General features: G+C 70.6%; 20 protein-coding genes and 1 riboswitch. Of the genes, 12 read left to right on the forward strand and 8 right to left on the reverse strand.

Features of this window, described 5'->3' with window-relative positions:
- Window positions 1-107 precede the first annotated feature (107 nt).
- From clsA to JK361_RS36050, 10 genes are all read left to right on the forward strand, one after another.
- Complete coding sequence (gene clsA, locus JK361_RS36005) at window positions 108-716, forward strand: cardiolipin synthase ClsA (RefSeq protein WP_201826498.1); 609 nt, start codon at window positions 108-110, stop codon at window positions 714-716.
- Between the two features lie 114 nt (window positions 717-830).
- Window positions 831-3,326 (forward strand): mannose-1-phosphate guanyltransferase, encoded by a 2,496-nt coding sequence (locus JK361_RS36010; RefSeq protein ID WP_201826500.1) that lies wholly within the window; start codon window positions 831-833, stop codon window positions 3,324-3,326.
- A gap of 234 nt (window positions 3,327-3,560) precedes the next feature.
- The gene (locus JK361_RS36015) at window positions 3,561-4,412 is read left to right on the forward strand and encodes a DUF881 domain-containing protein (RefSeq protein ID WP_201826595.1); all 852 of its coding nucleotides are present in this window, start codon (window positions 3,561-3,563) and stop codon (window positions 4,410-4,412) included.
- The gene (locus tag JK361_RS36020; RefSeq protein ID WP_003988855.1) at window positions 4,409-4,741 is read left to right on the forward strand and encodes a small basic family protein; all 333 of its coding nucleotides are present in this window, start codon (window positions 4,409-4,411) and stop codon (window positions 4,739-4,741) included. The genes JK361_RS36015 and JK361_RS36020 overlap by 4 nt, the downstream gene beginning before the upstream one ends.
- Window positions 4,742-4,746: 5 nt before the next feature.
- Entirely contained in the window at window positions 4,747-5,700 is a 954-nt protein-coding gene (locus JK361_RS36025; RefSeq protein ID WP_236054265.1) for a DUF881 domain-containing protein, read from the forward strand.
- Window positions 5,701-5,890: 190 nt separating this feature from the next.
- Window positions 5,891-6,721, forward strand: a complete 831-nt coding sequence (locus tag JK361_RS36030; RefSeq protein ID WP_201826502.1) for a zinc-ribbon and FHA domain-containing protein — start codon at window positions 5,891-5,893, stop codon at window positions 6,719-6,721.
- A 43-nt stretch (window positions 6,722-6,764) separates the two neighbouring features.
- Window positions 6,765-7,502: a transcriptional regulator FtsR gene (gene ftsR, locus JK361_RS36035; RefSeq protein ID WP_201826503.1), complete on the forward strand. Its 738-nt coding sequence runs from the start codon at window positions 6,765-6,767 to the stop codon at window positions 7,500-7,502.
- Between the two features lie 85 nt (window positions 7,503-7,587).
- A complete protein-coding gene (locus JK361_RS36040; protein WP_026253112.1) occupies window positions 7,588-8,061 on the forward strand; it encodes a bifunctional nuclease family protein in 474 nt (157 codons plus the stop codon).
- Between the two features lie 261 nt (window positions 8,062-8,322).
- On the forward strand, window positions 8,323-9,006 hold the full coding sequence (locus JK361_RS36045) for a MerR family transcriptional regulator (RefSeq protein WP_201826506.1): 684 nt from the start codon (window positions 8,323-8,325) through the stop codon (window positions 9,004-9,006).
- A 68-nt stretch (window positions 9,007-9,074) separates the two neighbouring features.
- Window positions 9,075-10,637, forward strand: coding sequence for a DNA polymerase IV (locus JK361_RS36050; RefSeq protein WP_307787411.1), 1,563 nt, complete (start codon window positions 9,075-9,077; stop codon window positions 10,635-10,637).
- A gap of 93 nt (window positions 10,638-10,730) precedes the next feature.
- Here the strand turns inward: JK361_RS36050 and JK361_RS36055 are convergent, their stop codons facing one another.
- Window positions 10,731-11,102: a PRC-barrel domain-containing protein gene (locus JK361_RS36055; protein WP_201826508.1), complete on the reverse strand. Its 372-nt coding sequence runs from the start codon at window positions 11,100-11,102 to the stop codon at window positions 10,731-10,733.
- 119 nt (window positions 11,103-11,221) lie between these two features.
- A riboswitch (glycine riboswitch) is annotated at window positions 11,222-11,316 on the forward strand.
- A 174-nt stretch (window positions 11,317-11,490) separates the two neighbouring features.
- Here JK361_RS36055 and gcvP point away from each other — a divergent pair.
- The gene (gene gcvP, locus JK361_RS36060; protein ID WP_201826509.1) at window positions 11,491-14,376 is read left to right on the forward strand and encodes an aminomethyl-transferring glycine dehydrogenase; all 2,886 of its coding nucleotides are present in this window, start codon (window positions 11,491-11,493) and stop codon (window positions 14,374-14,376) included.
- 55 nt (window positions 14,377-14,431) lie between these two features.
- On the opposite strand, the gene JK361_RS36065 is transcribed toward gcvP, so the two are convergent.
- Genes JK361_RS36065 through modA form a run of 4 tightly spaced genes read right to left on the reverse strand, consistent with a single transcriptional unit; the run spans window position 14,432 to window position 17,652 of the window.
- Window positions 14,432-14,851, reverse strand: coding sequence for a TOBE domain-containing protein (locus JK361_RS36065; RefSeq protein ID WP_201826511.1), 420 nt, complete (start codon window positions 14,849-14,851; stop codon window positions 14,432-14,434).
- Window positions 14,852-14,879: 28 nt separating this feature from the next.
- On the reverse strand, window positions 14,880-15,974 hold the full coding sequence (locus JK361_RS36070; protein WP_201826513.1) for an ABC transporter ATP-binding protein: 1,095 nt from the start codon (window positions 15,972-15,974) through the stop codon (window positions 14,880-14,882).
- The gene (locus JK361_RS36075) at window positions 15,971-16,831 is read right to left on the reverse strand and encodes an ABC transporter permease (RefSeq protein WP_201826518.1); all 861 of its coding nucleotides are present in this window, start codon (window positions 16,829-16,831) and stop codon (window positions 15,971-15,973) included. The genes JK361_RS36070 and JK361_RS36075 overlap by 4 nt, the downstream gene beginning before the upstream one ends.
- Window positions 16,828-17,652, reverse strand: coding sequence for a molybdate ABC transporter substrate-binding protein (modA, locus tag JK361_RS36080; protein WP_201826519.1), 825 nt, complete (start codon window positions 17,650-17,652; stop codon window positions 16,828-16,830). The genes JK361_RS36075 and modA overlap by 4 nt, the downstream gene beginning before the upstream one ends.
- Window positions 17,653-17,801: 149 nt before the next feature.
- Between modA and JK361_RS36085 the strand changes: the two genes are divergently transcribed.
- The gene (locus tag JK361_RS36085) at window positions 17,802-18,377 is read left to right on the forward strand and encodes a molybdopterin-dependent oxidoreductase (protein ID WP_236054293.1); all 576 of its coding nucleotides are present in this window, start codon (window positions 17,802-17,804) and stop codon (window positions 18,375-18,377) included.
- Window positions 18,378-18,525: 148 nt separating this feature from the next.
- On the opposite strand, the gene JK361_RS36090 is transcribed toward JK361_RS36085, so the two are convergent.
- From JK361_RS36090 to JK361_RS36100, 3 genes are all read right to left on the reverse strand, one after another.
- Window positions 18,526-18,918, reverse strand: a complete 393-nt coding sequence (locus JK361_RS36090; protein ID WP_201826521.1) for a TOBE domain-containing protein — start codon at window positions 18,916-18,918, stop codon at window positions 18,526-18,528.
- Window positions 18,919-19,102: 184 nt separating this feature from the next.
- Complete coding sequence (locus JK361_RS36095; RefSeq protein ID WP_201826522.1) at window positions 19,103-21,061, reverse strand: APC family permease; 1,959 nt, start codon at window positions 21,059-21,061, stop codon at window positions 19,103-19,105.
- Between the two features lie 434 nt (window positions 21,062-21,495).
- On the reverse strand, window positions 21,496-22,026 hold the full coding sequence (locus tag JK361_RS36100) for a universal stress protein (protein WP_201826524.1): 531 nt from the start codon (window positions 22,024-22,026) through the stop codon (window positions 21,496-21,498).
- Window positions 22,027-22,179 lie beyond the last annotated feature (153 nt).

A 22,179-nucleotide genomic window follows, 5' to 3' on the forward strand; every position in this document is an offset into this window, starting at 1 on the left:
TCCTTTTGAAGCTCCGGCTCTTGGGCACTGCCCAGGAGCCGGAGCTTTTTTGCGTTGAGGTAGGGTCAGGGGGCATCGTTGGCTCTTTTCGCACAGGAGGCCCCCGGGTGGAGGTCCAGGAGACCCGTGTCCAGACAGACCGGGTCCTCACCATCCCCAACATCCTCAGCATGGCACGGCTCGTCGGCGTACCCCTGTTCCTGTGGCTGATCCTCAGGCCGGAGTTCGGCGGCCCGAAGAGCGATGGCTGGGCCCTCCTCATCCTCGCCCTGAGCGGGATCAGTGACTACCTCGACGGCAAGCTCGCCCGGCGCTGGAATCAGATCAGCAGCCTCGGCCGGCTTCTCGATCCCGCCGCCGACCGCCTCTACGTGCTTTCCACACTCCTCGGACTCACCTGGCGGGAGATCCTGCCGATCTGGCTGACCGCGCTCCTGCTGGCGCGAGAACTGGTCCTCCTGGTGATGGTGGGCATCCTCCGCCGCCACGGCTATCCGCCGCCGCAGGTGAACTTCCTCGGGAAGGCGGCAACCTTCAACCTGATGTACGCCTTCCCACTCCTGCTCCTGAGCGACGGAAGTGACTGGATCGCGTCCCTCGCCGCAGTTTTCGGATGGGCGTTCGCCGGGTGGGGTACAACCCTCTATTGGTGGGCAGGAGTGCTCTACGTGGTACAAGTCCGCCGATTGGTTCGAGCGGACGCCACGGCCGATTGAGCTCGGCGATTGTCCGGACATGACGCCTCGATGGCCCGCGGTCGAAAAGTGCGGGACAATCTGGACGGGTGAAGTCGGCTAGACCGTCGTCTCTTGGAGGAGGACGCTTCCGACATGAAGGCCGTCGTGATGGCCGGGGGCGAAGGCACTCGCCTGCGCCCCATGACCTCTAGCATGCCCAAGCCGCTCCTGCCCGTGGCGAACCGCCCGATCATGGAGCACGTGCTACGGCTGCTCAAAAGGCACGGGCTCACCGAGACCGTTGTCACCGTCCAGTTCCTGGCATCGCTCGTCAAGAACTATTTCGGCGACGGCGAAGAACTCGGCATGGAGCTCACCTATGCCAATGAGGAGAAGCCACTCGGTACCGCCGGAAGCGTCAAGAACGCCGAAGAGGCGTTGAAGGACGATGCCTTCCTCGTCATCTCCGGCGATGCCCTGACGGACTTCGACCTCACGGAGCTGATCAATTTCCACAAGGAGAAAGGCGCGCTGGTCACGGTCTGCCTGACCCGCGTTCCCAATCCGCTGGAGTTCGGCATCACCATCGTCGACGAGGAAGGCAAGGTCGAGCGCTTCCTCGAGAAGCCGACCTGGGGACAGGTCTTCTCCGACACGGTCAACACCGGCATCTACGTCATGGAGCCCGAGGTCTTCGACTACGTCGAAGCCGATGTGCCGGTCGACTGGTCCGGCGACGTCTTCCCCCAGCTCATGAAGGACGGCAAGCCGATCTACGGCTATGTCGCCGAGGGCTACTGGGAGGACGTCGGCACCCACGAGAGCTACGTGAAGGCCCAGGCCGACGTCCTCGAAGGCAAGGTCGACGTCGACATCGACGGCTTCGAGATCTCCCCGGGCGTGTGGGTCGCCGAAGGAGCCGAGGTGCACCCCGACGCCGAACTGCGCGGGCCGCTGTACATCGGCGACTACGCGAAGGTCGAGGCCGGCGCCGAGATCCGCGAGCACACCGTCGTCGGCTCGAACGTCGTCGTCAAGAGCGGAGCCTTCCTGCACAAGGCCGTCGTGCACGACAACGTGTACGTCGGGCAGCACAGCAATCTCCGCGGCTGTGTCGTCGGCAAGAACACCGACATCATGCGGGCGGCCCGGATCGAGGACGGCGCCGTCATCGGCGACGAGTGCCTGATCGGTGAGGAATCGATCGTTCAGGGCAACGTCCGCGTATACCCGTTCAAGACCATCGAGGCCGGCGCCTTCGTCAACACGTCGGTGATCTGGGAGTCCCGGGGACAGGCCCATCTGTTCGGCGCCCGTGGCGTCACCGGCATCCTGAACGTGGAGATCACGCCCGAACTGGCGGTACGGCTCGCCGGCGCCTATGCGACGACCCTCAAGAAGGGCTCCACGGTCACCACCGCCCGTGACCACTCCCGGGGTGCCCGCGCGCTCAAACGTGCGGTGATCTCCGCGCTCCAGGCCAGCGCCATCGACGTACGCGACCTGGAGAACGTGCCGCTGCCCGTGGCCCGGCAGCAGACCGCACGGGGAAGCGCCGGCGGCATCATGATCAGGACCTCGCCCGGTGTCCCCGACTCGGTGGACATCATGTTCTTCGACGGGCAGGGCGCGGACCTCTCGCAGGGCAGCCAGCGCAAGCTCGACCGGGTGTTCGCGCGCCAGGAGTACCGGCGGGCGTTCCCCGGCGAGATCGGCGACCTGTACTTCCCCGCCAGCGTCTTCGACTCGTACACCGGATCGCTGCTGCGGAACGTCGACACGGCCGGAATAGCGGAATCGGGTCTCAAGGTCGTCGTGGACGCCTCGAACGGCAGTGCCGGGCTCGTGCTGCCCAGCCTGCTCGGCAAACTCGGCGTGGACTCGCTGACCATCAACCCCGGTCTCGACGAGTCCCGGCCGACGGAGACCGGCGAGATGCGGCGCAACGGGCTGGTACGGCTCGGCGAGATCGTGGCGTCCTCCGGAGCCGCGTTCGGTGTGCGGTTCGACCCCGTCGGTGAGCGGCTGTCGCTCGTCGACGAGAAGGGCCGGATCATCGAGGACGACCGGGCACTGCTGGTCATGCTGGACCTGGTGGCCGCCGAGCGGCGCAGCGGACGGGTGGCGCTGCCGGTCACCACCACCCGGATCGCCGAACAGGTGGCCGCCTACCACGGCACCCAGGTCGAGTGGACCACCACCTCGCCGGACGACCTCACGCGCGTGGGCGGTGAAGAGGGCACCATCTTCGGCGGTGACGGCAAGGGCGGATTCATCGTCCCCGAATTCAGCAGCGTGTACGACGGCACGGCGGCCTTCGTACGGCTGATCGGGCTGGTCGCGCGGACGCAGCTGACGCTGAGCCAGATCGACGCCCGCATTCCGCGGGCCCACGTCCTCAAGCGGGACCTGGCGACGCCGTGGGCGGTGAAGGGCCTGGTGATGCGGCGAGTGGTCGAGGCGGCAGGAGATCGCTTCGTCGACACGACCGACGGTGTGCGGGTCGTCGAGACCGACGGGCGCTGGGTGATGGTGCTGCCCGACCCGGCCGAGGCCGTCACCCACCTGTGGGCGGAGGGCCCCGACGACGCCTCCGCACAGGCTCTGCTGGACGAGTGGTCGGCCGTCGTGGACAGCGCCGGCCGGTAAGCAGCGGAAAGGCCCGGGGCCGTCGATCCGGCGTCCCCGGGCGGTACCCGGCCGCGCAGGGCGGCAAAAGCCGCTGCACGCGTGCGTGCCGGACAAGTGTCCCCAAGGGGGCCTGTCCGGCACGCCGGTGGGGCCGTTCGGAGGTACTGGTCGCGACATGCGACGATGTGCGGCATGCCGCAGCAACCCCCCGTTCGGAGCAGCCCCGCGCGGCCGCAGCGCCCGGACGCCTCCATGTCGTTGATCACCAACGTCATGGACCACAGCCTCGACGACGGATACGCCGAGGCCGCCGCCCGGAAGAAGTCCCAGGGCGGCGAGGGCGGTATGCCGAAGACGCTCCGGGCCAAGCTGGTCCTGGCGGCCGGTCTCGTCCTCGCGGCGCTCGTCGTGACGGTGGGGGCGGCGCAGGCGCGCGTCGCGGCGCCCGTGGTGGCCAAGGAACGCCAGGAGCTGATCGACCGCATCGACAGCGAGACCGAGGACGCGGACCAGCTCGAGAGCACCGTCGACAAGCTGCGCGACGACGTCAGCGCACGCCAGCGGGCGGCCCTGAAGTCGAGCGGGGGCAGCGCCGACGTGGACCTTGCGGGGCTGCTGTCCGGCGCCACCGCGGTGCACGGTCCCGGCGTCAAGCTCGTCGTGAACGACGCCAAGGAGGCCAGCACCGGGGGTGACGGCACGAACCCCCGCGAGACGTCGGACTTCTCCGACACCGGCCGGGTCCGTGACCGCGACATGCAGCGCGTGGTCAACGGACTGTGGGCCTCCGGAGCCGAGGCGATCTCCATCAACGGGCAGCGGCTGACCGCCCTGTCCGCGATCAGGGCAGCGGGTGACGCGATACTGGTCGACAACAGGCCGCTGGTGCCGCCGTACACGGTGCTGGCGGTAGGGGACGGGGACAAGTTGAGTACGGGGTTCCAGAACGGTGCCGACGGCCTGTACCTGCATGCCCTGGAGGAGCAGTACGGCATCCGCGCCACCATCTCCACGGAGGGCGAGGTCCGACTGCCCGCCGCACCCAGTGTGATCGTACGTACAGCACAGCCGAAGTCCGAGAAAACCGAGAAGGGCACATCGTGATCGCCGTACTGGGCCTCGTCGTGGGAGTCGTGGCCGGCCTGTTGGTCCGACCCGAGGTTCCGGCGGTCGTCGAGCCTTATCTGCCGATCGCCGTCGTCGCGGCGCTGGACGCCGTCTTCGGCGGTCTGCGGGCCATGCTGGACGGCATCTTCGACGACAAGGTCTTCGTGGTCTCCTTCCTGTCGAACGTGGTCGTCGCCGCACTCATCGTGTTCCTGGGGGACAAGTTGGGTGTGGGCGCGCAGCTGTCCACGGGTGTCGTCGTGGTCCTGGGCATCCGGATCTTCTCCAACGCCGCGGCCATCCGGCGGCACGTGTTCCGGGCGTGACACCGATGAGCGAACAGAACGACCGGAATGACCGGAACGAGCTGAACAAGCAGAACGCCCGCCACGAGCAGAACACCCGGAAAGAGCAGAATGTCGGGCACGGGCAGAACGACCGGAACGAGGAAAACGACCGGAACGGCGAGCCCGAGAACCGGCTGCGCAGGGAACTGCCGGCCGAAGTGCCCGCACCCGCGCCCGGCGCGGGGCAGCCGGGCCAGGAGGAGCCTCGGCAACCGCTCACGGGCCGGCAGCGGCTCGTCAAGGGCCTGTGGCCGCCCCGTTTCACGCGCGCTCAACTCATCGTCGCGCTGCTGTTGTTCGGCCTCGGCTTCGGACTGGCCGTGCAGGTGGCGTCCAACAGCGACACCGACAGCGCGCTGCGCGGCGCGCGCCAGGAAGATCTCGTGCGCATCCTCGATGAACTGGATTCGCGTACTCAGCGTCTTGAGGACGAGAAGCAGGGACTCGAAAAGCAGCGGTCGGAGCTGCAGAGCAGCTCCGACCAGGCCGCGGAGGCCCGCAGGCAGACTGCCGAGAAGGAAAGACAACTCGGCATCCTGGCGGGCACCGTGGCGGCACAGGGTCCCGGCATCACCCTGACGATCGAGGACACGAAGGGAACGGTCCAGGCGGACATGCTGCTCGACGCGATCCAGGAGCTGCGCGCGGCCGGCGCGGAGGCGATCCAGGTCAACGGGGTCCGGGTGGTCGCCGGCAGTTACTTCACCGACTCCGACAACCGGGTGAGCGTCGACGGGAACAAGATCAATGCCCCGTATCGTTTCAAGGTCATCGGCAAGCCGCAGGACCTCGAGCCGGCGCTGAACATCCCTGGAGGCGTGGTGCAGACCCTGGAGAAGGAGCAGGCCACGGTAACCGTCGAGCGGTCGGACAAGATCATTGTGGAAGCCTTGCGACAGGTGAAGCGGCCTGACTACGCTCGGTCGTCCTCCCAGTGAACCGGCGGTGCATGGGGTCCGTCGGGCAGGGGCATGAGGTTGCGGGGGGTCGGCGCACCGAAGAGGTGGTGCGTGGTGGAAACTGTCTGGTGGATACGGACGTTGTGAGAATGTCCGGCTCGGCCGGTGTAGGCAATCAGGGTTCGTCCTGCCCCACGGGCGGGTCTGTTTCGGTCAAGGGGAATCGCCCGTGAAGTTGTTTGCGAAGTTGTTCGGCAAGAGCGCGCGAGAGGGCAACGCCAACGCGACCGCTCGTCATCGCGCACAGCCTGACGCGGAGGGCCAGCGCCCGCTGTTCCGGGACCAGGTCGCTGGTCCGGGCGGTGACATTTCGGGAGGTCAGGGCGCGGCGTCTGTTGACCCTGCCCAGTCCGGCGGCATAGGTTTCGGGCAACCGTCAACCTCAGGTACGGGTGGAGGGTTTGCTCCCGACCCGTACGCGTCCAACGCCCCGGCGGGGCAGCCGCGGCAGGAGGATCCGTCGATGTCGGTCCTGGTGTGTACGAGGTGCGGTAACCGCAATGCGGAGAACGCCCGCTTCTGTTCCAACTGTGGGGCGCCGCTGCGTCCGGGCGTCGCGCCCGAGCGGGCCTCGGAGACGACCTCCACGATTTCGATCTCCGGTCTCGAGGCCTACGACTCCGAGGTGACCGGCCAGACGGCGGTGCCGATGCTGTCTCCCGAGGCCCAGGCCGCGGTGGACGCGCTGCCGCTGGGCTCGGCGCTGCTGGTGGTCCGCAGGGGTCCGAACTCGGGCAGCCGCTTCCTGCTGGACAGCGACCTGACGACGGCCGGGCGTCATCCGCAGAGCGACATCTTCCTGGACGACGTGACGGTCTCACGGCGGCACGTGGAGTTCCGGCGCTCCCCGGACGGCTCCTTCACGGTGGCCGACGTGGGCAGCCTGAACGGCACGTACGTCAACCGCGAGCGCATCGACCAGGTCGCTCTGGCGAACGGTGACGAGGTGCAGATCGGCAAGTACCGGCTGGTGTTCTACGCGAGCCGGCAGGGCATCTGAGCCGCCCCCGGGCCGACGTCCGGGGGGAACCCAGGGAAGGTCCATGGTTCAAACACCGAGCGGCGGTGCCGGAAGCGGTACCGCCGCCAGGGACAGTGGGCTGATGAGCATCGGCGCGGTGCTGAACGTGCTGCGCGACGAGTTCCCCGAAGTCACCATCTCCAAGATCCGCTTCCTGGAGTCCGAGGGGCTCGTCGAGCCGCGGCGGACCCCGTCGGGCTACCGCAAGTTCAGCGCCGAGGACGTCGAGCGCCTCGGTCACATCCTGCGGATGCAGCGCGACCACTACCTGCCGCTCCGGGTGATCCGGGAACACCTGGACGCCATGGAGCGGGGCGAGGCCGTCGCGCTGCCCCTGGTCGGGCGCCAGCGCACCGCCGAGGACGCGCCGGCGGCCCTGGAGGGGCCCACGGTGGCCAGGATCGGCAAGGCCGAGCTGCTGGCCGCGGCGGACATCGACGAGGGAATGCTGAAGGAGTGGGAGTCCTACGGGCTCATCGCTCCCCTGGAGGACGGGGCGTACGACGCCGAGGCCGTCACGGTGGCCTCGCTCGTCGCCGAACTGGGCCGGTTCGGGATCGAGCCGCGCCACCTTCGGGTGATGAAGGCCGCCGCCGATCGCGAGGCGGGGCTGGTCGACCAGGTGGTGGCCCCGCTCAAGCGCCACCGCAACCCGCAGACCAGGGCGCATGCCGAGGCCCGCACCAGGGAGCTGGCGGCCCTCACGATGAAATTGCACGCGGCCCTGGTGAAGACCGCTCTCGGGGTGCGTCTCCCCTGAGCGGGCGGGCTCCGGTGAGGCCGGATCGGGCACCTGTTCCCGGCCCGACTACCCAAACATCCCGGGCACGGCCTAGGGTTGCTGTGTGAACGAGCTCGATGTCGTAGGTGTCCGGGTCGAAATGCCCTCCAACCAACCGATCGTGCTCCTGCGCGAAGTGGGGGGCGACCGTTACCTCCCCATCTGGATCGGGCCGGGGGAGGCGACGGCGATCGCCTTCGCCCAGCAGGGCATGGCCCCCGCCAGACCGCTGACCCACGACCTGTTCAAGGACGTGCTGGAGGCCGTCGGCCAGGAGCTGACCGAAGTGCGTATCACCGATCTGCGGGAAGGCGTCTTCTACGCGGAGCTGGTGTTCGCCAGTGGGGTGGAGGTGAGCGCCCGCCCCTCCGATGCCATAGCGCTGGCCCTGCGCACCGGTACGCCGATCTACGGCAGTGACACCGTGCTGGACGACGCGGGCATCGCCATCCCGGACGAGCAGGAGGACGAGGTGGAGAAGTTCCGCGAGTTCCTCGACCAGATCTCGCCCGAGGACTTCGGTACCAGCAGCCAGTGAGACGCGGGGCGGGCCCGCCGGACGGGGGTCTCCTCCGGCGCGGTCGGCGGCTCCGCGCGGCCGGCGCCCCGGCAATTGCCTCCGGCCAGTGAGAGCGTCCTACGGCCTCCCGCGAGCGCATTCGGCTAGCCTTTCCCCGCGGTGGGACACGGGAAACCACTCCTTGGGTGATTATCACTCGGCGTGCCGAGTGTGGCGATCGTTGACGCACCCCTGGTGACTGCCTACCGTCGAGAAGGCAGGTCAAGGACGGAGGTCGGCGTGAGAACCAGCGGCGACGGTACGGCTGGGGGTGCCCCCGGACGCGGTTTCGGGGAGAGCGGTCCGTACCCGCCCCCGGACTCGCGGCTGCGCTCAGGCGGGGGATACGCCCGTCCCGGCGGCGCGGTGGAGCAGGCTCCGCAGCTGCCGACGGCGGTGCCGAACGGCGGAGGGGTGGCGTCCATGACGTCCGAGGAGATCGGCTATCGCGGGCCCACGGCCTGCGCCGCTGCCGGCATCACCTACCGGCAGCTCGACTACTGGGCCCGCACCGGTCTGGTCGAGCCCAGCGTGCGGCCCGCATACGGGTCGGGCACCCAGCGTCTGTACAGCTTCCGGGACGTCGTCGTCCTGAAGATCGTGAAGCGGTTCCTGGACACCGGGGTGTCACTGCAGAACATCCGCACGGCCGTCCAGCACCTCAGAGAACGCGGTTTCCGTGATCTGGAGCGGATGACCCTGATGAGCGACGGCGCCACCGTGTACGAGTGCACCTCGCCGGACGAGGTCCACGCGCTGCTCCAGGGCGGCCAGGGCATCTTCGGGATCGCCGTCGGCGTGGTGTGGCGGGACGTGGAAAGCGCCCTCTCCCAGCTGCACGGCGAGCGCATCGACACCGGCGAGACCCTCGTCGGGCACAACCCGGCGGACGAGCTGGCGCGCCGCCGCAACCGGGCGGTCTGACCACCCCGCCCAGTGAGGGCGCCTCCCGCACCACCTCATTGTCAGTGCCGTGGTGCAGCATCGGAGATGTGAGAAACGCGCCCACGATCCTGCATCTCGACATGGATGCCTTCTTCGCCTCGGTGGAGCAGGCGTCCAAGCCGAGCCTGCGCGGGAAGGCGGTCGTCGTGGGCGGGCTCGGACCGCGTGGTGTGGTGGCCACCGCGTCGTACGAGGCACGGGTGTTCGGGGTCCACTCGGCGATGCCCATGGCCCAGGCGCGCCGGCTGGCACCCAACGCGGCGTACCTGGTCCCGCGCTTCACGCTGTACCGGACGATCAGCGAGCAGGTGATGGCGCTGCTGCGGGAGCTGTCGCCGCTGGTCGAGCCGCTGAGCCTGGACGAGGCGTTCGTGGACCTGGAGGCCGGGGGGACGGCCCGGGACGAGGAGTCGGCGCGGCGGGCCGGGGTGAAGCTGCGCGCGGACATCCGGGCGGTCACCGGGCTGACCGGATCGGTGGGGCTCGCGGCCTCCAAGATGCTCGCGAAGATCGCCTCCGAGCAGGCCAAGCCGGACGGCTTGCTGCTGATCGAGCCGGGGACCGAGCGGGCGCTGCTGGGGCCCATGTCGGTGCGCACCCTGCCCGGTGTCGGGCCGGCCACCGGTGACCATCTGCGCCGGGCCGGGATCAGCACGGTGCAGGAGCTGGCCGAGGCGGGCGAGGACGAGCTGGTCCGGCTGCTCGGCAAGGCGCACGGACACGCGCTGTACTCCATGGCCCTGGCCCGGGACGAGCGGCCGGTGGTGGCCGAGCGGGAGGCCAAGTCGGTGTCGGTGGAGGACACGTACGACGTGGACATCCACGACCGGCTGCGGGTCGGGATGGAGGTGCAGCGGCTGGCCGACCGGTGCGTGGGGCGGCTGCGCGGGGCCGGGCTGTCCGGGCGGACCATCGTGCTCAAGGTGCGGAGGTACGACTTCTCCACCCTGACCCGCTCCGAGACGCTCAGGGGGCCCACGGACGACCCCGCGGTCATCCGTGAGGCGGCGGCGCGGCTGCTGGACTCCGTGGACACCACGGGAGGGGTGCGGCTGCTCGGTGTGGGCGTCTCCGGGCTCGCCGACTACACGCAGGAGGACCTGTTCGCGCAGGCGATGCCGGTGCCTGTGGGGCAGGAACCGGAGAAGGGGGCGGTCGAGGCCGTCACGGAGCGGCCGGAGCCTGCCGATCGGCAGTGGCGTGCCGGACAGGACGTGCGGCACGCCGGGCACGGGCACGGGTGGGTGCAGGGGAGCGGGCTGGGGCGTGTCACCGTGCGGTTCGAGACGCCGCAGTCCGCTCCGGGGCGGGTGCGGACGTTCTCCGTGGACGATCCCGCGCTGTCGGCCGCGGATCCGTTGCCGCTGGTGTCGGACGTCTCCCATGTGTCCGGTGCCGACGGCGACCCCAGGGAGGACGGCCCCGGCCGAGCCGTGGGTGCCGGCCGGGAAGCAGGTCCGGCCCGGCCGGTGGACGTGGGACAGGAGGCCGGCGGAGGACGCACCGCGGGAGCGGGACGGGATGCGACCGCGGAGGTGGGGCGGGATGCGACCGCGGGGGTGGGGCAGGATGCGACCGCTGGGGTGGGGCGGGAGGCGACCGCGGGCTGAGGGGTGAGGGGTGAGGACGGGTCGGGGACGTCTGCCAGGGGGTGGCCGGGACCGGATCGGAGGTCGGTGCGGGGAAGGTCGTACGTGGGTGCGTCAGGGCTCTTCCGAGCCCGCCAGCTTGCCGAAGTCGCGGTCCGGGACCCCGGGGGGCTGGTTCACGTCGAGGCCGTAGTGGTGGTAGAGCTGGAGCTCCTGTTCGGGGGAGAGGTGACGGCCCACGCCGAAGTCGGGGGCGTCCTTGATCAGGGCGCGGTCGAAGGGGACGTGCAGAGTGCCCTCGACGAGTTCGCTGGGCTCCAGGGGGACGAAGGCGTCCCGGGAGAACAGGCCGGTGCGTATGGCGGCCCACTCGGGTACGCCGGTCGCGTCGTCCAGGTACACCTCGTCGATGGTGCCGATCTTGGTGCCATTGCGGTCGAACGCCTTGCGGCCGATCAGGTTGCGCGGATCGATGTCGGTCTGCACGGCCCCTCTCCCTCCACTTGGTCGCAACTCATCCGTAAGCACTACAAAAGAGCACATTCAAGGAGGCGGCCACTCGAAGCCTCCGCCGTTGACCTCGCTGGTAGGCTGACAGCGGCTGCTGAACCCGTGCGGGAGAGTCCTCCGATCATCTCGGAGGCGCCGAAGGAGCAAATCCTCCCCGGAATCTCTCAGGCTCACGTACCGCACGGACGAGGTCACTCTGGAAAGCAGAGCGGGTGTCGACGGCTCCCGCTCTCACCGACGGTGAAAGCCGGCGCTTTAGCACGCCCGGTGAAGCTCTCAGGTTGAGATGACAGAGGGGGAGGCCGTCGGGGTGCCCGTGCCGGGGCGCCCCTCGCAGGTCGCGTCAGACCAGGAGGCCTCCGCAATGACCGCCCATCGCATTCCGCTCTCCGAGCTCGAAGCGGGCATCCCGTTCGAGCAGCGCCACATCGGGCCCGACCAGGAGGCGCGGGCCAAGATGCTCGCGCACGTCGGGTACGGCTCCCTCGACGAGCTGACCGCCGCCGCGGTCCCGGATGTGATCAAGAACGCCGACGCCCTGGACCTGCCGGGCGCCCGGACCGAGGCCGAGGTGCTCGCCGAGCTGCGCTCGCTCGCCGACCGCAACCAGGTCCTCGACTCCATGATCGGCCTGGGCTACTACGGCACCTTCACGCCGCCCGTCATCCTGCGCAACGTCATGGAGAACCCGGCCTGGTACACGGCCTACACGCCGTACCAGCCGGAGATCTCCCAGGGCCGCCTGGAGGCCCTGCTGAACTTCCAGACGACGGTCGCCGAGCTGACCGGCCTGCCGACCTCCGGCGCCTCCCTGCTGGACGAGGGCACCGCCGCCGCCGAGGCGATGGCGCTGTCCCTGCGCATGGGCAAGAACAAGAAGGGCCTGTTCCTGGTCGACGCGGACGCCCTGCCGCAGACCATCGCCGTGATCCAGACGCGTGCCGAGCCGACGGGCGTCGAGGTCGTCGTCGCCGACCTCGCCGAGGGCATCCCGGCGGAGATCGCCGAGCGTCAGATCAACGGCGTGCTGATCCAGTACCCGGGCGCCTCGGGTGCCGTACGCGACATCAAGCCGCTCATCGACCAGGCGCACGAACTGGGCGCCCTGGTGACCGTGGCCGCGGACCTGCTCGCGCTGACCCTGCTGGCCTCGCCCGGCGAGCTGGGCGCGGACATCGCCGTCGGCACCACCCAGCGCTTCGGTGTGCCGATGGGCTTCGGCGGTCCGCACGCCGGCTACATGGCCGTCCACGAGAAGTTCGCGCGCAGCCTGCCCGGCCGTCTGGTCGGTGTCTCCGTCGACGCCGACGGCCACAAGGCCTACCGGCTCGCGCTCCAGACCCGTGAGCAGCACATCCGCCGGGAGAAGGCGACCAGCAACATCTGCACCGCGCAGGTGCTGCTCGCCGTGATGGCCGGCATGTACGCCGTCTACCACGGGCCCGAGGGCCTGAAGACCATCGCCCGGCGCACCCACCGCTACGCGACCATCCTCGCCGCCGGTCTGACGGCCGGCGGTGTCGAGATCGTCCACGGCGCCTACTTCGACACGCTCACCGCGCGCGTGCCCGGCAAGGCCGCCGAGGTCGTCGCCGCCGCCCGGGTGAACGGGGTCAACCTGCGCCTGGTCGACGCCGACCACGTCTCCGTCGCCTGCGACGAGACGACCAAGCGGGCCCAGGTGGCCGCCGTCTGGTCCGCCTTCGGGGTCGAGGCCGACATCGAGGCGCTGGACGCGACCGCCGAGGACACCCTGCCCGAGGCGCTGCTGCGCACCGACGCCTACCTCAACCACCCGGTCTTCCACCAGCACCGCTCCGAGACCGCGATGCTGCGCTACCTGCGCAAGCTGGCCGACCGCGACTACGCGCTCGACCGCGGCATGATCCCGCTGGGCTCCTGCACCATGAAGCTCAACGCGACCACGGAGATGGAGCCGGTCACCTGGCCCGAGTTCGGGCAGCTGCACCCCTTCGCCCCGGCCGAGCAGGCGCAGGGCTACCTCACGCTCATCCACGAGCTGGAGGACCGTCTCGCCGAGGTCACCGGCTACGACAAGGTCTCCCTCCAGCCGAACGCCGGTTCGCAGGGCGAGCTGGCCGGTCTGCTGGCCGTCCGCGGCTACCACCGCGCCAACGGTGACGAGCAGCGCACCGTCTGCCTGATCCCGTCCTCGGCGCACGGCACGAACGCCGCCAGCGCCGTGATGGCCGGCATGAAGGTCGTCGTGGTCAAGACCGCCGAGGACGGCGAGATCGACGTCGAGGACCTGCGGGCCAAGATCGAGCAGTACCGCGACGAGCTGTCGGTGCTGATGATCACCTACCCGTCGACGCACGGTGTGTTCGAGGAGCATGTCGCCGACATCTGCGCCCAGGTCCACGAGGCCGGCGGTCAGGTGTACGTCGACGGCGCCAACCTCAACGCGCTCGTCGGCCTCGCCAAGCCGGGCCACTTCGGCGGTGACGTCTCCCACCTGAACCTGCACAAGACCTTCTGCATCCCGCACGGCGGCGGCGGTCCGGGCGTCGGCCCGGTCGCGGTCCGCTCGCACCTGGCGCCGTACCTGCCGAACCACCCCCTCCAGCCGGAGGCCGGCCCGGAGACGGGCGTGGGCCCGATCTCGGCGGCGCCCTGGGGCAGCGCGGGCATCCTGCCCATCTCGTGGGCGTACGTCCGTCTGATGGGCGGCGAGGGTCTCAAGCGCGCCACGCAGGTGGCCGTGCTGTCGGCGAACTACATCGCCAAGCGCCTGGAGCCGCACTACCCGGTGCTCTACACCGGCCCCGGCGGCCTGGTCGCGCACGAGTGCATCATCGACCTGCGCCCGCTGGCCAAGGCGACCGGCGTCAGCGTGGACGACGTCGCCAAGCGCCTGATCGACTACGGCTTCCACGCGCCGACCATGTCCTTCCCGGTGGCCGGCACGCTGATGATCGAGCCGACCGAGTCCGAGGACATCACCGAGCTGGACCGTTTCTGCGAGGCGATGATCGCCATCCGCGCGGAGATCGAGAAGGTCGGCTCGGGCGAGTGGCCCGCGGAGGACAACCCGCTGCGCAACGCCCCGCACACCGCCGCCGCGCTCGGCGGTGAGTGGGCGCACGCCTACAGCCGTGACGAGGCCGTCTTCCCGGCCGGTGTCTCGGCCGCCGACAAGTACTGGCCGCCGGTGCGCCGCATCGACCAGGCCTTCGGCGACCGCAACCTGGTGTGCTCCTGCCCGCCGCTGGACGCCTACGAGGACTGAGTGAGCGAAGGTGAGGGCCCCGTCCGGCTGCCGCGGACGGGGCCCTCACCCGTGTCTAGGCCGTCGCCAGGGACACCTCGGTGGCCTTGATCAGGGCGACGACGTCGGAGCCCACGAACAGGCCGAGGTCGCCGACCGCGTCCTTCGTGATCACGGCGGTCAGCTCGCCGGCGGCGAGGGAGATCTTCACGGACGCCATGGCCTCGCCCGTGACGAGCCGGGCGATGCTGCCGGGCAGCTGGTTGCGGATCGACAGGCCCTCGACCCGCTGGGTGGCGAGGGAGACCTCGGTCGACTTCACCAGGGCACGGACGGCCGTGCCGGGGGCGAGGGCGAGCTGCTCGACGGCCTCCAGGGTGATGGCGGCCGTGAGGTGCGGGCCGCCGTCCAACCGGACCTTGACGGTGGCCATGACCTCGCCGGGGTGCACCTCGGTGACGGTGCCGGGCAGCTGGTTTCGGATGCTCAGGGTCATGGGCACCCACGGTAGGGCTCCGGTCCGGTCAGGCCGGGTATGCGTGGGTCTGCGTCGCTTTGACCGTCGCCCAGACCGATGCACCGGGATGCAGGTCCAGCTCGGCCGCGGCGACCGTGGTCAGGTCCGCCGCGAGCGGCAGCTCGCCGGTGAGGTCGGCGCGGATCTGGTCGCCCTGTGTCTCCAGCCCGGCGACCTCGCAGCGCCACAGGTTGCGGGCGCTGGCGCCGGAGGGCCGGTCCCGGAACAGGGTCACCGCGGACGGCGGGAACGCCACGAACACCGGGCCGGACAACTCCTCCGTGGTCGTGATCACGGGTCCGGCGTCCAGCCGGACGGCGTGCCCGGCGGCCTGGCCCCGGTAGAGGTTGAGGCCGACGAGCCGGGCGATGTAGTCGGTGCGCGGGTGCCGGGCGATGTCCGCGGGGGTGCCCTCCTGCACGACCCGCCCGTGCTCCACGACCACCAGCCGGTCCGCGAGCACCATGGCGTCCAGGGGGTCGTGGGTGACCAGCACCGACACCGCCTCGAACTCCGCCAGATGGCGGCGCAGCTGGGCCCGGACCTCCAGGCGGGTACGGGCGTCCAGGGCGGCCAGCGGCTCGTCCAGGAGCAGCAGCCGGGGCCGGGTGGCCAGGGCCCGGGCGAGGGCCACGCGCTGGGCCTGGCCGCCGGAGAGACGGCGCGGTTTGACGCCCGCGTGGCCGGACAGGCCCATCCGCTCCAGCCAGGCCGCGGCCTGCGTACGGGCCTCGGCCTTGCCCGCGCCGCGGCAGCGGGGGCCGAAGGCGACGTTGTCCAGGGCGGACAGGTGCGGGAAGAGGAGGTAGTCCTGGAAGACCACGCCGACCGGGCGGGACTCCGGGGGAGTGTCCTCCAGCGCGGTGCCGTCCAGGCGCAGGTGGCCCTCGGTGAGAGGGGTGAGACCGGCGAGGGCGCGCAGGGCGGTGGTCTTGCCGGCGCCGTTGGGGCCGAGGAGGGCGACGACGTCTCCGGGAGCGGCCGTCAGGGTGACGTCCAGGCGGAAGCCGGAGCGGTCGACGACGAGGTGGGCGTCGAGGCCTGGAGGCCCCTGCGGGTGGGGGTGGGTGTCGTCGGCTGTGGTGTGGTGGGGGTTCGTCATGATGTCGTCATCCAGCGGTCCCTCAGCCCCGCCAGTACCGCGATCGACACGGCGAGCAGCACCAGGCTGAGGGCGATCGCGGCCTCGGGGTCGTTCTGAAGCGCCAGGTACACCGCGAGGGGCATGGTCTGGGTGCGGCCGGGGAAGTTGCCCGCGAACGTGATCGTCGCGCCGAACTCGCCGAGTGCCCGCGCCCAGGCCAGCACCGCCCCGGCCGCGATGCCGGGCGCGATCAGCGGCAGCGTGACCCGCCGGAACGCGGTGAAGCGGGAGGCGCCCAGCGTGGTGGCCGCCTCCTCGTAGCGCGGGTCGGCCGCGCGCAGGGTGCCCTCGACACTGATCACCAGGAACGGCATCGCCACGAACGCCTCGGCGATCACGACCCCGGTGGTGGTGAACGGCAGGGTGATCCCGAACCACGAGTCGAGCCACTGCCCGATGACGCCGTTGCGGCCCAGCGCGAGCAGCAGGGCCACACCGCCGACCACCGGCGGCAGCACGAGCGGGAGGGTCACCAGAGCCCGTACGAGACGCCGGCCGGGGAACTCCGTACGGGCCAGCAGCCAGGCCAGCGGCACGCCGAGAACGAGGCTGACGGCGGTCGCCGCGGTGGCGGTGACCAGCGACAGCTGGAGCGCCTGCCAGACCTCGGTGCTGGTCAGCTGGTCCGGCAGGCTGTGCCAGGGCGCGCGGACGAGCAGCGCGAGCAGCGGCAGCAGCAGGAACGCCAGTGCCACCAGGGCCGGCAGCAGCAGCGGCAACGGCACCCCGCGTCGGCCCCCCGCGCCGACGCGGCGGCGTCGTGGCCGGCCCGAGCGGGGGCCGGCCACGACGCCGGGCTTGTCGAGCGAGGTCACGGCTTGAGGAACCCGGCCCCGCTCAGCACCTTCTGGCCCTCGGCGGACTGCACGAGAGCGATGAACGCCTTCGCGGCCTCGGCGTTCGGCGCATCCTTGAGCAGGACGATCGGGTAATCGTTGATCGCCTCGGCGGACTCGGGGAACTCCACGCCCTCCACCTTGCCACCCGCGGCCTTCACGTCGGTCTTGTAGACGACCGCGGCGTCGGCCTCCTTCAGTTCCACCTTGGTCAGGGCGCTCTTGACGTCCTGTTCGTAGGAGGCCGGGGTCAGCTCGACCTTGCCGGCGTCCAGGGTCTTCTGCGCGGCGGCGCCGCACGGCACCGTCTTGTCGCACAGGACGACCTTCAGACCGGACTTGGTCAGGTCCTTGAGGGAGGAGACTTTGTCGGGGTTGCCCGGCAGGGTGGCGATCTCCAGCTGGTTGCGGACGAACGTGGCCGGGGTGCCGGCCGCGTCGCCCTTGTCCGTCACGATCTTCATCGTCTTGGGGCTGGCGGCGGCGAAGACATCGGCCGGGGCGCCGCCGGTGATGCTCGCGGCGAGGGTGTCACTGCCGCCGAAGTTGAAGTTGACCTTGGTGCCCGGGTGCTCCTGCTCGAACTCCTTGCCCAGGGCCGTGAAGCTCTCCTTCAGGGAGGCGGCGGCGAACACGGTGATGTCGCCGGACACCTTGGGGGAAGCCGACGACGTGTCCGAGGAGCCGGACGCGTCCTTCGAGTCCGACGAGGAGGAGCAGGCGCTGAGTGCCATCAGGGCGGCGGCTCCCGCACCGGCCAGCTGCAGCATCCGCCGGGTGCGGCGCACGGAACGGGTCATCACGGATCTACTCCTCGGGTTCTGTGGAACATCTGTCGCGCCCATGACGGCCGGGCTTCGGCCGTGCGCCGATGATACTGCCGCATCTGCCAGGTGTTAGTCTCCTGTCGTATCGCATGAGCTGCGAACTTGCGACTTGTAGCTTGCATATGCGTTTGTACGGCCCTTCCGGGCGGGTACGGTGCTGCCGGAGGTGGTCGACGGTGACGCTCGCGGAACTCACCCTGGCCGGCGATCTGGTACGGCCCGCCCGGCTGACCGTGCCGGACCTGCTGCGCTGGCCGCAGCACCGGGCGGACGTCAGCTTCGAGTGCGCGACCAGCGGCATCCAGCACCACGAGTTCGCCGGCCCGCGCCTGTACGACGTGCTCGCCGACGCCGGTCCCGGGTTCGATCCGGCCCGGCGCAAGGACCGGCTGCGGTTCCTGATCGCGGTCACCGGCACCGACGGGCATCACGCCCTGCTGTCCTGGGCGGAGATCGACCCGGACTTCGCCGACGCGCCCGTACTGCTGGGGGTCACCATCGACGGCACCCCGCTGGACGCGGCCGGGCCCCAGTTGGTGCTTCCGCAGGACCGGTGCGGGGCACGCCACATCAGCGGGATCACCGCGATCCGGGTGGACGGGGGCTACCGCTTCGGGACGGCCGAACGGCGCGAGACCGCCGGCCGGCTCCGTCCGGCACCGGCCGCTCCCGGTCACCCGTCGGCCGCGAGTGTGTGATCCGCGCGCCCTTCGCGCCCCGGGCCGTCGGCCCAGGCCGCGACGGCCGGGCAGGCTCCCGCTCGGCCCGGTGAGCGGCCCCGGGCCGTTGGCCCAGGCCGCGACGGCCGGGCCGGCTCCCGCTCGGCCCGATGAGCGTGCTGCCGGGTCAGACGCGGTCGATGTGCACGTTCGTGGACTTCACGCGCGCGGTGGCCTCCATGCCGACCTCCAGGCCCAGCTCCTCCACGGCTTCCCGGGTCAGCAGTGAGACGAGCCGGTGCGGGCCGGCCTGGATCTCCACCTGGGCGGCGACGTCGCCGAGCTTGATGGCGGTGACGATGCCGGGGAAGGCGTTGCGGACCGAGGTGTGCGAGGCGTCTTCCTCGCCGCCACTCTTGGCCAGCTCGACGGAGAACGCCGCGAGGTCGCTGCCGTCGATGAGCCGCCGGCCGGACTCGTCGCGATGGGTCGTCACCCGGCCGGCGTCGGCCCAGCGTCGTGCGGTGTCCGGGCTGACGCCGAGCAGCCGTGCGGCCTGGCCGATCGTGTAGGACTGCATGCCGGTCACGATAGGGCCTCGCACCGGGATCGACGCACGTGGGTTGGCCGTCGGGTACAACGCGATATGTCGGGTACAACGCGATATGACGTCAGCGCCGCGCCGTGCCACGCGTGGGATGCGGGGCCCGGTCCTGGCCTCCCGAGGTGGAGCCCGGTCCGCTCCCGGCCCGCCGCCCCATGGCTCAGCCGGTGTGCACCCGCGGCCTGCGTGACCGGTTCGGCTCCGCCTCCCGCAGTACCTCGCGGGTGACCGGAGCCACCTCGCCCTGGCCGAAGAGGAAGAAGCGCAGGAAGTTGGCGAACGGACTGCCCTCGGTCCACTCGAAGTAGATGTGCGGGGTGCACCCGGTGACGTCACGGACGTGCAGCAGCAGCGCGGCGAGGGCGTTCGGGATGGAGGCGGACTCCAGTGTCAGCACCCGGTAGCGGCCGTGCAGCACCTCGCCGCGCACGGTCAGCCCCGCCTCGAACTCGGACGGGTCGGTGACGGTGACCTCGACGAAGACGAAGTCCTCCTGCTCGGGCATGTCGTTGTCGGCACGGATCTGCTCGACCTTGTCCCGGTACTCCGCCTTGTCCCGGTGGCCCGGCTCGTTGGCGATGAAGCGCATCTTCCGGCTGGCCATGTCCCGGACGAAACGTTCCGCCATCGGGTCGAGCGTCACGCTCGTCACGCGCAGCTCGAAGGCGCGGGCCAGCCGGGACAGCAGTGAGACCAGGATGATGCCCGCGATGAAGCAGGCACCGATCTTCACACCGTCCGGACGCTCGATGACGTTCACGACGGTCGTGTAGAGGAAGACCGCCGCGATCGCACCGAACCCGATGGTCCAGCCCCGCTGGCCCGCCTTGCGCGCGGCGATCGTCACCGCGATCGCGGCCGAGCTGATCAGCACCAGCACACCGGTGGCGTAGGCGCCGCCCTGCTTGTCGACGTTGGCGTCGAAGATCCAGGTCACCAGGAAGGCGACCAGCGTGAACACGATGACCATCGGGCGCACCGCGCGCGCCCAGTGCGGGGCCATGCCGTAGCGGGGCAGATAGCGCGGCATCAGGTTGAGCAGACCGGCCATGGCGGAGGCGCCGGCGAACCACAGGATGGCGATGGTCGAGACGTCGTACACCGTGCCGAAGGCGTTGCCGAGGTACTCGTGCGCGAGGTAGGCGAGCGCGCGGCCGTTGGCGGCGCCGCCCGGCTTGAACTCGTTCTCCGGGATCAGGAGCGTGGTGATGAAGCTGGTGGCGATCAGGAAGCAGCTCATGATCAGCGCGGCGGTGGTCAGGAGCTTCTTGGTGTCCCTGATCCGGCCGGCCGGCCGCTGCTCGCTGTCGCCCGGGTCGCCCTGGACGTGCGGCATGACGGCCACGCCGGTCTCGAAGCCGGAGAGACCGAGGGCGAGTTTCGGGAAGACGATCAGCGCGACGCCGATCATCACGAAGACGTTCCCGTGCTCCGTGACCAGGGCGCTGCTCCAGTCGGTGATCACGTGGCCGGCGGTGATGACGTGCCACAGGCCGGCGACCACGACCACGACGTTCAGGACCAGATAGATCCCGACCAGGGCGACCGCGACGCCGATCGCCTCCAGGAAGCCCTTGAGGAACACCGCGCCGAGCAGGGCCACCAGGAACAGGGTGATCACCATCTGATGACCGTGCAGGGTGCCGGTCAGGTGCGGGTTCTCCACCAGGTGGGTGGAGGCGTCGGCCGCCGAGAGGGTGATGGTGATCAGGAAGTCGGTCGCCGCGAAGCCCAGCAGGGTGAGCACGAAGAGTTTGCCCTGCCAGAAGGACAGCAGCCGCTCCAGCATCGCGATGGAGCCCTCGCCGTGCGGGCTCTCCTCGGACACCCGGCGGTAGACCGGCAGGGCGCCGGCCAGGGTGACTATGACGAGCACGATCGTCGCGATCGGCGACAGCAGGCCGGCCGCCAGGGCCGCGATGCCGGGCTGGTAGCCGAGGGTGGAGAAGTAGTCGACACCGGTCAGGCACATCACCCGCCACCAGCGCTGCCCCTGGTGCGGAGGCTCCGGCTCGGCGTGCGGTCCGGTGTGGCCACCGCCCTTGCCCATGTCGGACAGGCCCTCCAGCATCCAGGCGCGCAGGCGGCCGGTACTGGGAGGGCGCTCGGTCGTGGCCATCGGCGTGCTCCTGACGTGCGGCTCAGCTCTTTCCAGCCATCACGCGGACGGCGGCACCAGCGTAAGCAGAGCGTGACGCTCAGGCCCCCGGATCGGTGGGCGGGAGGCGTCAAACTTGCGTTAAGAATCGCCGGGGAGCGGAGAGACCGCACGAAGAAGGGGAGGCCGGGGCGGTTGGCCGGGGCCGGGACCGAACGGGTGAACCGGCGGGCGCGGGCCGGCACGGGAGGGTGACGGCCACCGAGCGTCATGATCCCGACCCGGCTGCCGAGGGCGTCGCGCAGCACCGGACGCCGGCGTCGAGACCCCGGCCGGCCGCGGGTGCCTTGAGCGCGTCGGGCCGCGGGCTCCGGGACGGCGGTGGGCTCCGGGGGTGGTCCGGCCGGGTCGGCGGCCTCTATCGCGCCGCGCCACGGGCGCGCCGTCGGTGGGGCTCACAGGTCCCGGGTGTCGATGCGCAGGTGCCAGGTGTTGCGCCGGTGGACGGACAGCAGCTCGGACTGCAGCGGGGACGGCGGGACCGCCAGGACCGGGCAGACCGCGTGGGCCAGGCAGTGCCGGGAGACGCGGCCCGAGAAGGCCCGCCGCAGCCCGCGCCGCCCCGCGCCCACGACGAGCAGGTCGTTCTCCCGGTCCGCGGTCGCCACCAGCGCCCGGCCCGGCGCGCCCTGCACCACGAGGGGCCGCATCGGCACCCCCGGCCCCTCCGCGTCGAAGATCTCCTCGAGCACCGAGGCCAGCCGCAGCTTGGCGAGCCGCTGCCACTCCTCGACCGGCAGGCCGGCGGCGGGGGAGCGGCGCACGGCGGAGTCACCGCCCGGCGGCTCCCAGGCCAGCACCGGCCACAGCTCCGCGCCCAGTCGGCGGGCGAGCGCGGTGGCCCGTCGCAGAGCCGTGACGCTGCCCAGTGAGCCGCTCACGCCGACCACCACTCGTGTGATCGTCGAGACGTCGTATCCGGACATGTCTCCACCGTTCCGCACGGGCGCTGGCAGGATGACGCCCGCGGCGCGCCCGAGTGAGGACCTCCCTTCCTCCATCCCACTCCCACACCGGCGATCCGACCAGCCGGACGGCCCGCGCAGTCTGGGAAGACCTCTTCCCGCGCCGGGGATGAC

It is taken from the genome of Streptomyces musisoli, assembly GCF_016741855.1.
GTDB classification, from domain to species: Bacteria; Actinomycetota; Actinomycetes; order Streptomycetales; family Streptomycetaceae; genus Streptomyces; species Streptomyces musisoli.